At 71.7% G+C, this 11,804-nt stretch carries 13 protein-coding genes; 10 read left to right on the top strand and 3 right to left on the bottom strand.

What is annotated here, in order from left to right:
- Positions 1 to 78 precede the first annotated feature (78 nt).
- A complete protein-coding gene (locus CCN29_RS03485; protein WP_006130128.1) occupies positions 79 to 1,542 on the bottom strand; it encodes an NsdA family TPR-like regulatory protein in 1,464 nt (487 codons plus the stop codon).
- Between the two features lie 273 nt (positions 1,543 to 1,815).
- Here CCN29_RS03485 and lipB point away from each other — a divergent pair, with 273 nt between their 5' ends.
- The 4 genes from lipB (at position 1,816) to CCN29_RS03465 (ending at position 4,946) form a co-directional block, all read left to right on the top strand.
- Positions 1,816 to 2,634 carry a lipoyl(octanoyl) transferase LipB gene (gene lipB / locus CCN29_RS03480; protein ID WP_006130127.1) on the top strand — a complete coding sequence of 273 codons (819 nt, stop codon included), beginning with the start codon at positions 1,816 to 1,818 and terminating at the stop codon, positions 2,632 to 2,634.
- Between the two features lie 72 nt (positions 2,635 to 2,706).
- The gene (gene lipA / locus CCN29_RS03475; protein ID WP_006130126.1) at positions 2,707 to 3,672 is read left to right on the top strand and encodes a lipoyl synthase; all 966 of its coding nucleotides are present in this window, start codon (positions 2,707 to 2,709) and stop codon (positions 3,670 to 3,672) included.
- A 298-nt stretch (positions 3,673 to 3,970) separates the two neighbouring features.
- Positions 3,971 to 4,171 (top strand): SCO2195 family GlnR-regulated protein, encoded by a 201-nt coding sequence (locus tag CCN29_RS03470; protein WP_006130125.1) that lies wholly within the window; start codon positions 3,971 to 3,973, stop codon positions 4,169 to 4,171.
- Between the two features lie 70 nt (positions 4,172 to 4,241).
- Positions 4,242 to 4,946 (top strand): DUF4191 domain-containing protein, encoded by a 705-nt coding sequence (locus tag CCN29_RS03465; protein WP_006130124.1) that lies wholly within the window; start codon positions 4,242 to 4,244, stop codon positions 4,944 to 4,946.
- 91 nt (positions 4,947 to 5,037) lie between these two features.
- Here CCN29_RS03465 and CCN29_RS03460 read toward each other — a convergent pair whose 3' ends face one another.
- Entirely contained in the window at positions 5,038 to 5,505 is a 468-nt protein-coding gene (locus CCN29_RS03460; RefSeq protein ID WP_031019643.1) for an RDD family protein, read from the bottom strand.
- 210 nt (positions 5,506 to 5,715) lie between these two features.
- On the opposite strand from CCN29_RS03460, the gene glnA reads away from it, so the two are divergent.
- Entirely contained in the window at positions 5,716 to 7,125 is a 1,410-nt protein-coding gene (glnA, locus tag CCN29_RS03455) for a type I glutamate--ammonia ligase (RefSeq protein WP_006130122.1), read from the top strand.
- Positions 7,126 to 7,281: 156 nt separating this feature from the next.
- Positions 7,282 to 7,539: an SCO2583/SCO2584 N-terminal domain-containing protein gene (locus CCN29_RS03450; RefSeq protein WP_006130121.1), complete on the top strand. Its 258-nt coding sequence runs from the start codon at positions 7,282 to 7,284 to the stop codon at positions 7,537 to 7,539.
- Positions 7,540 to 7,592: 53 nt separating this feature from the next.
- On the opposite strand, the gene CCN29_RS03445 is transcribed toward CCN29_RS03450, so the two are convergent.
- A complete protein-coding gene (locus CCN29_RS03445; RefSeq protein WP_006130120.1) occupies positions 7,593 to 7,907 on the bottom strand; it encodes a hypothetical protein in 315 nt (104 codons plus the stop codon).
- A 233-nt stretch (positions 7,908 to 8,140) separates the two neighbouring features.
- On the opposite strand from CCN29_RS03445, the gene CCN29_RS03440 reads away from it, so the two are divergent.
- The 4 genes from CCN29_RS03440 (at position 8,141) to CCN29_RS03425 (ending at position 11,802) form a co-directional block, all read left to right on the top strand.
- The gene (locus tag CCN29_RS03440) at positions 8,141 to 8,500 is read left to right on the top strand and encodes an ArsC/Spx/MgsR family protein (protein WP_086679985.1); all 360 of its coding nucleotides are present in this window, start codon (positions 8,141 to 8,143) and stop codon (positions 8,498 to 8,500) included.
- Between the two features lie 153 nt (positions 8,501 to 8,653).
- Positions 8,654 to 9,349, top strand: coding sequence for an SCO2207 family protein (locus CCN29_RS03435; RefSeq protein WP_006130118.1), 696 nt, complete (start codon positions 8,654 to 8,656; stop codon positions 9,347 to 9,349).
- Positions 9,350 to 9,624: 275 nt separating this feature from the next.
- Positions 9,625 to 10,653: a glutamine synthetase gene (gene glnII / locus CCN29_RS03430; protein ID WP_031019684.1), complete on the top strand. Its 1,029-nt coding sequence runs from the start codon at positions 9,625 to 9,627 to the stop codon at positions 10,651 to 10,653.
- A gap of 138 nt (positions 10,654 to 10,791) precedes the next feature.
- The gene (locus CCN29_RS03425; protein WP_086679983.1) at positions 10,792 to 11,802 is read left to right on the top strand and encodes an NAD-dependent epimerase/dehydratase family protein; all 1,011 of its coding nucleotides are present in this window, start codon (positions 10,792 to 10,794) and stop codon (positions 11,800 to 11,802) included.
- The last annotated feature ends 2 nt before the right edge of the window (positions 11,803 to 11,804 follow it).

The raw sequence follows: 11,804 nt of genomic DNA, 5'->3' as shown, positions 1-11,804 counted from the left end.
GGGGGAGGGTGGGCGCAGGCGGCACCTCGCAAGCGCCGAGCGGCGCAACACCCCCCCGGCCCGCACCCCGACACCGCCTCAGACGAACGCCGTAGCCACCCGGTCCCGATACGCCCGCACGGCCGCCGCATCCCGGTACGGCTCCAGCCTCCGCTCGAAATCCCGCACATACTCCACCGCCCGCACCGACCGCATCTCCCCCGCCTGAGCCGCCGCCTCGGCCCCCAACTGGCACGCCTGGTCCAACTCCCCCAGCCCCAGACGCGCGGTCGCGAGGACGACCCGGCAGAACAGCCGGCTCCGCGCATACCCCGGCGCCCGCAACTGCAGCGACCGCTCCGCATGCTGAGCCGCCGCCCGGAACTGCTGCAGATCCCGGTGGCAGTGCCCGAACTCGTCGGCGAGCTGCGCCTCGTCGAAGAACCGCGCCCAGTGCGGCACCTCGTCCCCCGGCCGCGCCGCGTCCAGCGCGCGCTCCGCGCGGACCAGCGCGGCCGTGCAGGCCCGTACCTCCCCCAGCACCCCGTGTCCGCGCGCCTCGGCGGCGTGCAGCAGGGCCTGGACGGCGGGCGGCGCCGAGCTGCCGACGCCCTGCTGGGCGACCCGGGCGAGCTGCACGGCCTCCCGCCCGTGGCCGAGGTAGACGGCCTGCCGGCTCATGGTGACCAGCACGAAGGCTCCGTACGCCCGGTCTCCGGCCGCCTGTGCCAGCCGCAGCGCCTGCACGAAGTACCGCTGGGCCAGCCCGTGCGCGGCGATGTCGTACGAGGTCCAGCCGGCCAGCCGGGTCAGGTCGGCCGCGGCGGCGAAGAGCCGGCGGCCCGTCTGTTCGCCGTAGGTGCCGCGCAGCATCGGCTCCAGTTCGTGTTCGAGGTAGCGCACGAGGGCCTGGCGGGCGTGCCCGCCGCCGTACGCGTCGTCGAGGGTGCGGAAGAGCTCGCCGACCGAGCGCAGCGCTGCGATGTCGCCCGCGGTGACCCGGTGGCCGGGCGCGCGGTCGGCCGCCCCGCGCCGGCGGGCGGCGAGCTCGGCGGGCGTCACGGGCCGCACCGGTGAGCGGCCCTGGGCGGGCACCCGTACCGGCTCGGCGCGGGCGACCTTCTCGTCGGGCCGTCCGATCAGCCAGTCCCGGCTGGGCACGACGAGGCCCGCCGAGGTGAACGCGATCTTCCGCAGCTCGGCGTGGCTGCCGGAGTCCTTGCGCCACAGCCCGCCGACGATGTCGACGGCCTCCTCGGGGGTGGCGGCGAACTCCAGTCCCGCGTAGACCGGCGCGCAGGCGTCCAGTCCGAGGTCCTGGGCGGTGAGCCGCCGTCCCAGGCGCCGGGTGAAGACCTCGGCGATCAGCGCCGGGGTCGTGCCGCGCGGCTGCTGTCCGCGCAGCCAGCGGGTGACGGAGGTCTTGTCGTATCTCAGGTCGAGCCCGTGTTCGAGACCGAGCTGGTCCACGCGACGGGCGAGTCCCGCGTTGGAGAACCCCGCTTCTGCGATGAGCGCGGCGAGCTGTCGGTTGGGGGTGCGCTGCGCGGGTCGTTCCGTCATCTGCGGTGCGGTCTCCTGCCTTCCGGCTGGTGGTCTGTCCGGATTGCCTGTGAGCAGCCCTTATGGCCTCGTGGTCGGCGCGAATGTAGCGGAGAGTGAGCACGTGATCGCAGAGATCCACAGGCATTCATCCGATCGTGTGAGGATTGGTCCGACGCTGACGACTGGGGGCGGCCAGCCCTGGCGCCGGCCGACAGCCGGAGGTCCGTCGAACGGTCGTACAGTGGCGTGGGCGCGTTTCGCGCCTGACGACCTTCGAGGGAGGCGTTTGCCGTGGGTGAGTTGCGGTTCGTCCGGATGGGCTTCGGCGACGAGGCGGTGGACTACCAGGTGGCCTGGGACGAGCAGCGCCGGGTGCACGCCGCGCGGTTCGCCGACGAGGTGCCCGACACCGTGATCCTGCTGGAGCACCCGCCCGTCTACACCGCCGGGCGGCGCACCGAGGAGAGCGAGCGGCCCCTCGACGGCACCCCCGTCATCGACGTGGACCGCGGCGGCAAGATCACCTGGCACGGTCCCGGCCAGCTGGTGGGCTACCCCATCCAGAAGCTGCCCCGCCCGGTGGACGTGGTCGCGCACGTCCGCCGGCTGGAGGAGGCGCTGATCCGCACCTGCGCGGAGTTCGGCCTGGAGACCACCCGGGTCGAGGGCCGCAGCGGCGTGTGGGTGCTGGGCGACCCGGTCGAGCGGCGCCCGTCACTCGGCGGCCTCTCCCTGGACTTCGACCCGCGCCTCACCGACGACGAGTTCGACCCCCGCCTCAACGGCCCGGAGTACGCCCCGTCCAACGCCGGCCAGCGCCGCGAGGACCGCAAGATCGCCGCGATCGGCATCCGGGTCGCCAAGGGCGTCACCATGCACGGCTTCGCGCTGAATGTGAACCCCGACAACAAGTGGTTCGACAAGATCATCCCGTGCGGCATCCGGGACGCGGGCGTCGCCTCCCTGGCCAACGAGCTGGGCCGTGACATCACGATCGAGGAGGTGCTGCCCGTCGTGGAGCGCCATCTGAAGGACGTGCTGGAGAACGCCGAGCTGAAGCCGCGCGTGGTCGAGAAGGCCCCGGCGGCCGTCACCGCGTCCGGCGTCTGAGGGCCGTCCGGGCTTTCACTTCCACGGGCGTACGCTTGACGACGCCGAAGAATCAATCGCTAGGAGCCGGTCGTGTCCGCAGTCGCACCCGACGGACGCAAGATGCTGCGCCTGGAGGTCCGCAACAGCCAGACCCCCATCGAGCGCAAGCCCGAGTGGATCAAGACCCGGGCGAAAATGGGCCCCGAGTACTCCAAGATGCAGAACCTGGTCAAGAGCGAGGGTCTGCACACCGTCTGCCAGGAAGCCGGCTGCCCCAACATCTACGAGTGCTGGGAGGACCGCGAGGCGACCTTCCTCATCGGCGGCGACCAGTGCACCCGGCGCTGCGACTTCTGCCAGATCGACACCGGCAAGCCCGAGGCCCTGGACCGGGACGAGCCGCGCCGCGTCGGCGAGTCGGTCGTCACGATGGACCTGAACTACGCCACCATCACCGGCGTCGCCCGCGACGACCTGGAGGACGGCGGCGCCTGGCTGTACGCGGAGACCGTGCGCCAGATCCACGCGCAGACGGCGGACCGCGCCGAGGGCCGCACCAAGGTCGAGCTGCTGGCCCCCGACTTCAACGCCGTCCCCGAGCAGCTCGCGGAGGTCTTCTCCTCCCGCCCCGAGGTGTTCGCGCACAACGTGGAGACGGTCCCCCGGATCTTCAAGCGGATCCGCCCCGGCTTCCGCTACGAGCGCTCCCTCAAGGTCATCACCGAGGCCCGCGACTTCGGTCTGGTCACCAAGTCCAACCTGATCCTCGGCATGGGCGAGACCCGCGAGGAGGTCAGCGAGGCGCTGAAGCAGCTGCACGACGCGGGCTGCGAGCTGGTCACCATCACCCAGTACCTGCGCCCCTCCGTGCGCCACCACCCCGTGGAGCGCTGGGTGAAGCCGCAGGAGTTCGTGGAGCTGAAGGAGGAGGCCGAGCAGATCGGCTTCTCCGGTGTGATGTCCGGACCGCTGGTCCGCTCCTCGTACCGGGCCGGACGCCTCTACCAGATGGCGGTCGAGAAGCGCGGCGCCTTCGTCGCCTCCCAGGCGGTCTGAGCACGGCGGCCAGGCGGTCCGAGCACGGCGGGAGCGCCCGCGGGGCCTGCCCCGTCGCGCCGCCGTCACGCTGTGAATTCACGCACAAGGCCCTACCGGCGAGTAGTGGCCGAGAGAACGCGGTCCCGGCCGTCCTCCCAGTTGAGGGCACAGGCCGGGGCCGCGTCGGCGTCCAGGGGCCCGGCGCGAAGGCTTCATGCCCGTTTGACCGGTCGGTCACGCCCTGGTAACACCAGGCAGTGACCCTGGTATCACCGCACGCCACCATTGCCCGCCGGCATCGAGGGAGACCGTCACCATGCAGGCCGCGCCCGTCCGCGCCACCGCCATCCCGTCCCTCACCACCGCCCTGCGCGCCGTCGAGTCCCTGCTGATGAGCAGCGGCCAGCGCACCGCCCGGCGCAACGCCTGGACGTCCGTGCTGGAGGACCGCCGCCGCGCCCAGGACCGGGTCGAGGCGCAGCGCGTCCTCGACCAGAGCCTGCTCACGCGCCCCTGAGCCGGGCCGGCGCGGGCCGACCCCGGCACTGCCGTCGAGCGCGCTCCGGGGGACACGTAGACTTCATGGCATGGCGAGGAAGGAAACCGCAGCGGACGCTGCGAACCCCGGGCGACTGAAGCAGATCGCCCTGACCTACAAGATGACCCGCAGGGCCGACAAGAAGATCGGTCTTGTACTCGCGGCTGTCGGAATCGTCACCTTCGGTGTCTTCCTCGCGATCGGTTTCTTGATCGGGCACCCCATCTATCTCGGCATCCTGGGCTTCCTGCTCGCCTTCCTCGCGACGGCGATCGTGTTCGGCCGCCGTGCCGAGCGGGCCGCCTTCGGACAGATGGAGGGACAGCCGGGCGCCGCCGCGGCCGTGCTCGACAACATCGGCCGAGGCTGGACGACGACCCCGGCGGTCGCGATGAACCGCAACCAGGACGTGGTGCACCGCGCGGTCGGCAAGGCCGGCATCGTGCTGGTCGCCGAGGGCAACCCGAACCGGGTGAAGAGCCTGCTGGCCGCCGAGAAGAAGCGGATGAACCGCATCGTCGCGGACGTGCCCGTGCACGACCTGGTGGTGGGCACCGGCGAGGGCCAGGTGGAGCTGAAGAAGCTCCGCACCACCATGCTGAAGCTGCCGCGCGTCCTCACCGGCCCGCAGGTCACCGCGACCAACGACCGGCTGCGCGCGCTGGGCGACCTGATGAGCAACATGCCGCTGCCGAAGGGGCCGATGCCGAAGGGCATGAAGCTGCCGAAGGGCGGCGGTCAGCGGGGCCGCTGAGCCCGCCCCGCACGACGGACGGACGAGGACGGGGCGCCGGAAGTGAATTCCGGCGCCCCGTCCGCGTGTGCGTGTGCGTGTACCGGACGTCTCAGACGCGGACCTCGACCGTGCGGGCCAGCCGGTCGTGCAGGCCGCGGCCGTCTCGGTCCCAGACGAGCGCGGGGATCGCCAGGCACAGCAGCACCGAGCGCAGCAGGCCGCGCAGCGGCTGCACCCGGCCGGTGTCGAGGGCGACCACGCGCAGTCCGAACAGCCGCTTGCCGGGCGTGAAGCCGACGGTGCCGACGGTGAGCACGCTCAGCACCAGGAACACCAGCAGCGCCCAGTTCCCGGTGCGGGCGTCGTAGCCGTCGGTGAGCAGACCGTATGCGATCAGCAGGCACAGGCCCCAGTCCACGGCGAGGGCGCCGAGCCTGCGGCCGGGGCGTGCGATCGAGCCCGGTCCCTGTTCCGGCAGCCCCAGCTGCTCACCCCGGTAACCGAAGTCGGCACCGGCCTCCTCCATGGCCGCGCGGGGGCCGGACAGCCATGATCCGATTGCTTGCCTGTTGTCCACCCGTCCACGGTACTGCGACCGGATATGACCGGGAGGCGGCGGGGTGTGCCGGAGCTACCGTGGAAGGAGCGCTGGTTAACTTGTGCGAAACAAACGGGTCACGCCCGAGAAATGACCCGTCCCTAGGGTCGAGTGCAGCGTGTGCCCCCCGCACTGGCCGCACGAACGATCTACCACCCCGGCGGGACGGTCGGGAGTAGGAGGAGCTGGATGTTCCAGAACGCCGACGAGGCCAAGAAGTTCATCGCGGACGAGGACGTCAAGTTCATCGACGTCCGCTTCTGCGACCTGCCGGGCGTGATGCAGCACTTCACGATCCCGGCGTCGGCCTTCGACCCGGCCGAGGAGCTGGCCTTCGACGGCTCCTCGATCCGCGGCTTCCAGGCCATCCACGAGTCCGACATGGCACTGCTGCCCGACCTGTCCACCGCGCGGGTCGACCCCTTCCGCCGTGACAAGACGGTCAACATCAACTTCTTCATCCACGACCCGATCACGGGCGAGCAGTACTCCCGTGACCCGCGCAACGTGGCGAAGAAGGCCGAGGCGTACCTCGCCTCCACCGGCATCGCCGACACCGCGTTCTTCGGCCCCGAGGCCGAGTTCTACGTGTTCGACAGCGTGCGCTTCAAGACCTCGGAGAACGAGTCCTTCTACCACATCGACTCCGAGGCGGGCGCCTGGAACACCGGTGCGCTGGAGGACAACCGCGGTTACAAGGTCCGCTACAAGGGCGGCTACTTCCCGGTCCCGCCGGTCGACCACTTCGCCGACCTGCGCGCCGAGATCTCCCTGGAGCTGGAGCGGTCCGGCCTCCAGGTCGAGCGCCAGCACCACGAGGTGGGCACCGCCGGCCAGGCCGAGATCAACTACAAGTTCAACACGCTGCTCGCCGCGGCCGACGACCTCCAGCTCTTCAAGTACATCGTGAAGAACGTCGCCTGGCGCAACGGCAAGACCGCGACCTTCATGCCGAAGCCGATCTTCGGTGACAACGGCTCCGGCATGCACGTCCACCAGTCGCTGTGGGCGGGCGGCGAGCCGCTCTTCTACGACGAGCAGGGCTACGCCGGCCTGTCGGACACCGCCCGCTACTACATCGGCGGCATCCTCAAGCACGCGCCGTCGCTGCTGGCCTTCACCAACCCGACGGTGAACTCGTACCACCGTCTGGTGCCGGGCTTCGAGGCGCCGATCAACCTGGTGTACTCGCAGCGCAACCGCTCCGCGGCCATGCGTATCCCGATCACCGGCTCGAACCCGAAGGCCAAGCGCGTCGAGTTCCGCGCCCCGGACTCCTCCGGCAACCCGTACCTGGCCTTCTCGGCGCTGCTGCTGGCCGGCCTCGACGGCATCAAGAACAAGATCGAGCCGGCCGAGCCGATCGACAAGGACCTCTACGAGCTGGCCCCCGAGGAGCACGCGGGCGTGGCCCAGGTCCCGACCTCCCTCGGCGCCGTGCTGGACCGCCTCGAGTCCGACCACGAGTTCCTCCTCCAGGGCGACGTCTTCACGCCGGACCTGATCGAGACGTGGATCGACTACAAGCGCCAGAACGAGATCGCCCCGCTCCAGCTGCGCCCGCACCCGCACGAGTTCGAGCTGTACTTCGACGTGTGACCGGACTCCCGCGCGTCCCACGCGTCGGGTTCCGTGCCGCCCCCGTCCCTGGTCAGTCCAGGGGCGGGGGCGGCGGCGTTGTCCGGAATGCTTCCCTCCATGCGGCCGGGGAGGGATCCTGGTGGTGACACTGCTGTTCGAGAGAAGGTCACGGGGATGTCCGAGCGGGACGACGAGGAGCGCGAGTTCGATCTGCGGTGGGCGGACGGAGCCGCGCACAAGGAGCCCTCGGCCCGCGCCCGGATGCTCGCCGCCCGCTGGAAGGACAACCCGCCCGGCCCGGTGCCCTTCCGCGCCGAGCCGGAGCACCGAGGCTCGGCGGGCCGCTCCTCGTGGGTGTCGACGGTCGTGGTGCTGGGGTGCGTGGTCGCGGTGATCGTGCTGCTGGGGTACGTGAACTTCGGGCGGTACTGACATGACGGTGCCGGGCGTCTCCGTACGGGAGGCGCCCGGCACCGGCCCCGGCGTCAGCGGTTGTAGCGCATGAACGCCCGGACCATGTGGCACGTGGTGTCCGAGGGCGGGTGGACGCCGATCAGTTCGGCGGCGGTGCGGATGGTGTCGTTGCGCGCCTGGCTCGGCAGGTAGACGCCGGAGTCGAGCAGGGCGATGGCGAGGCGCATCGCCTTCAGGCGGCGGTTGTGGGTGATGTACCACTCGCGCGGGCGGCCCGGGGGCAGCGGGCGCTTCTCCACCGGGGCGCAGGGCAGTTCGAGCAGGACGGGGCGCTTCGCGGTGGACTGGACGGGCAGGGGCGTCGGCTTGAGTGCGGCAGCGGGCACGGGCATCCTCCTGTCGCGGTCGGGGCCGTCGTCCGAGGTCCACGGCGACCCCGGCGATTCCCTCGAACACTGCCTCCATTCTACGGGCCGCCACTGACATTCGACAGGACCGCTTCGGCCATCAAATCCGCTGGTGGGATTGGGTTTTGAGGGGTCGGGGCGGATGGGACGCGAGGGGCGCGCGGGTGGCTCAATAAATCGAACATGCGGGGTGCGGGCGTACCGTGTGCGGCATGGAGATCTGGATCAACCCCGCCTGTTCCAAGTGCCGCAGCGCGATCAGCCTGCTCGACGCCGAGGGCGCGCAGTACACCGTCCGGCGTTACCTGGAGGACGTGCCGGCCGAGGACGAGATCCGGGAGGTGCTGGGGCGGCTCGGCCTCGAGCCGTGGGACATCACCCGGACGCAGGAAGCGGCGGCCAAGGAGCTGGAGCTCAAGGACTGGCCGCGGGACGCCGGGGCGCGCGACCGCTGGATCGCGGCGCTGGCCGCGCACCCGAAGCTGATCCAGCGGCCCATCATCACCGCGGACGACGGCACGGCGGTCGTCGCCCGCACGGAGGATGCCGTACGGGACGCCCTGTCCCGGTGACGCCCTGTCCCGCTGACGCCCCGCCCCGCCGATGGCACGGCCCGACACCCCTGTGACGCAGGCCACTTCGGTGACTTGGGCCGGCCGCTGAGCAACTGCGTTCGGTATCTCGTACATAGCGGCGTACGCTCCCCCGATCCATTGGAGGCGCGCATGTCGCGCAGGAGAACTCTCGGCCCGAAGAAGAAGCTCGCGCTGCTGCTGAGCGCGGCCACGGTGGCGGGCGGCGGCGCCTTCGTCATGGCGACCACGTCCAACGCCAGCCCGCCGGCGCCCACCACCAAGTCCGCGGCCAACTCGACGGTCTGCGCCGGGCTGGCCACCGCGCTCGGCAACAACGAGCGGTTCATCGCGGGCCAGCGGGCCAACCCCGACGCCCTGTCCGAGGCGCGGATCGCCAACCGCGAGGCGGTCATCCAGCAGATCAAGGTGCAGCAGGAGGCGTCCGGGTGCGCGGTGGGGGAGTCGGCTCAGGGCTCCCAGCCGGCGCAGCCCGCCCCGTCCCAGCCCGCCGCGGGCGGCCAGGCGGGCCAGGACGGTCAGGCGGGCCAGGGCGAGCAGGCCGGCCAGGACGGGCAGGCGGGCGGCGGCGCCGCGGCCGGTGAGCAGGTGTGCAACGGCTCGACCGTGACGCTGTCCGGCGAGGAGGGCGCCCCGGCCGCGTCCAGCAACCAGTTCCCGGCCGGCACCACGCTCAAGGTCACCAACCTGGACAACAACAAGTCCACGACCGTGCAGGTGACGTCGGTGTCCGGCAGCTGCGTGCTGCTGAACAACGCGGCCTTCGAGCAGGTCCGCGAGCCGGGCAAGTTCCTGATCCGCCGGGCGCTGATCGAGAAGGTGGGGTGAGGTCGCGGTACGCCCGGAAGAGGGCCCGCCGCTCCGGGGAGGAGCGGCGGGCCCTCTTCCGTCTTCACGTCCCGTCGCATACACCCGGCCCCTCCCCCGCACGCTCACGGAGTGGGGCCGGACGCCGGGCGTGGCGGTAACACGGGGTTCACACATGGGCAACGGTCGGGAAATCGCCTGTTGACAAGCTGCGGGGCATCGACGGCGGCGCCCCAGTGCCGCAGCGCCGCAGCATCCGCACCGAGCGCCAGACCCACCCCCGAAGGATGTGGACCGTGAGCTTCAAGGCCGAGTACATCTGGATCGACGGCACCGAGCCGACCGCGAAGCTGCGGTCCAAGACGAAGATCCTGGGCGACGACGCGAAGGGCGCCGACCTGCCGATCTGGGGCTTCGACGGGTCCTCCACCAACCAGGCCAAGGGTCACGCCTCCGACTGCGTGCTCAAGCCGGTCTTCGTCTGTCCCGACCCGATCCGCGGCGGCGACGACGTGCTGGTGCTGTGCGAGGTCCTGAACACGGACATGACGCCGCACGAGTCCAACACCCGTGCCGCGCTGGCCGAGGTCGCCGAGAAGTTCGCCGCGCAGGAGCCGATCTTCGGCATCGAGCAGGAATACACGTTCTTCAAGGACGCCTACCCGCTGGGCTTCCCCAAGGGCGGCTTCCCGGCCCCGCAGGGCGGCTACTACTGCGGTGTCGGCTCCGACGAGATCTTCGGCCGTGACGTCGTCGAGGCCCACCTGGACAACTGCCTGAAGGCGGGTCTGGGCATCTCCGGCATCAACGCCGAGGTCATGCCCGGCCAGTGGGAGTTCCAGGTCGGCCCGCTGGCGCCGCTGGAGGTCGCCGACCAGCTGTGGGTGGCCCGCTGGCTGCTCTACCGCACCGCCGAAGACTTCGGCATCGCCGCCACCCTGGACCCGAAGCCGGTCAAGGGCGACTGGAACGGCGCCGGCGCGCACACCAACTTCTCCACCAAGGCGATGCGCGAGTCCTACGACGCGATCATCACCGCCGCCGAGTCGCTGGGCGAGGGCTCCAAGCCGCTGGACCACGTCAAGAACTACGGCGCCGGCATCGACGACCGCCTCACCGGTCTGCACGAGACCGCCCCGTGGAACGAGTACTCCTACGGCGTCTCCGACCGCGGCGCCTCGGTCCGCATCCCGTGGCAGGTCGAGAAGGACGGCAAGGGCTACATCGAGGACCGCCGCCCCAACGCCAACGTCGACCCGTACGTGGTGACCCGTCTGCTGGTCGACACCTGCTGCACCGCTCTGGAGAAGGCCGGCCAGGTCTGATCCGCGCCGCACGACCCCCGAGGGGCGCCCGCCGAACGGCGGGCGCCCCTCGTGGCGTCCCGGCGGACGGCACCGGGCGGGTCTGCCGACAGCAGAGCGTCCTTCCCCCGGGCCGTCCGGCGGGGCAGAGTCGCCGGTATGAGACTTCTGGCGCTGGGTGGTACGGAGTTCGCGGGCCGGGCGGTCGTCGAGGCGGCCCTCGCGCGGGGCTGGGAGGTGACCGTCTTCCACCGGGGACGGCACGCGGCGCCGGACGGCGTCCGGGAACTGCTGGGCGACCGCACCGCGGTGGACGGGCTCGCGGCGCTCGACGAGGACCCGGGGACGTGGGACGTCGTCGTGGACACCTGGTCGTCCGCCCCGCGCGTGGTGCGGGACGCGGCACGGCTGCTGCGGGACCGCGCCGGGCGGTACGCGTACGTGTCCAGCCGTTCGGTGTACGCGTGGGCGCCGCCCGCCGGGTACGCCGAGGACGCGCCGGTGGTGGACGGCGCCTCCCCGGACGCGGGGGCGACGGACTACGCGCGGGACAAGCGGGGCGGGGAGCTGGCCGCCGTGGCCGCCTTCGGCGCGGACCGCTCGCTGCTGGTGCGGTCGGGGCTGCTGATCGGGCCGTACGAGAACGTGGGCCGGCTGCCCTGGTGGCTGAACCGTGTGGCGCGCGGCGGTCCGGTGCTCGCCCCCGGCCCGCGGGAGCTGCCCCTGCAGTACGTGGACGTCCGCGACCAGGCGGAGTGGATCCTCGACGCGGCGGAGCGGGAGCTGAGCGGGCCGTACAACCTCACCTCGCCGTCGGGGCACACCACCATGGGCGCGCTGCTGGAGGCGTGCGTGCGGGTGACCGGAGGTCCGGCCGAGCTGCGGTGGACGGCGCCCGAGGTGGTTCTCGGCGCCGGGGTGGAGCCGTGGACGCAGCTCCCGGTCTGGGTGCCGCCGCACAGCGACCTGCACGACGCCCTGCACGCGGCGGACGTGTCCCGGGCGGTCGCCTCCGGGCTGCGCTGCCGTCCGGTGTCGGAGACGGTCGCCGACACCTGGGCGTGGCTGCGGGAGATCGGCGGCACGGCCCCGCAGCGGACGGACCGCACGGCCGTGGGTCTCGACCCGGAGGCCGAGGCGAAGGTGCTGGCCGCGGCCTCGGGGGTGTAGCC

The sequence above is a fragment of the Streptomyces pseudogriseolus genome (assembly GCA_002154585.1).
GTDB lineage: Bacteria > Actinomycetota > Actinomycetes > Streptomycetales > Streptomycetaceae > Streptomyces > Streptomyces pseudogriseolus.
Note: the sequence above shows the minus strand (reverse complement) of the source record. Positions and strands in the feature narration are given on the sequence as shown.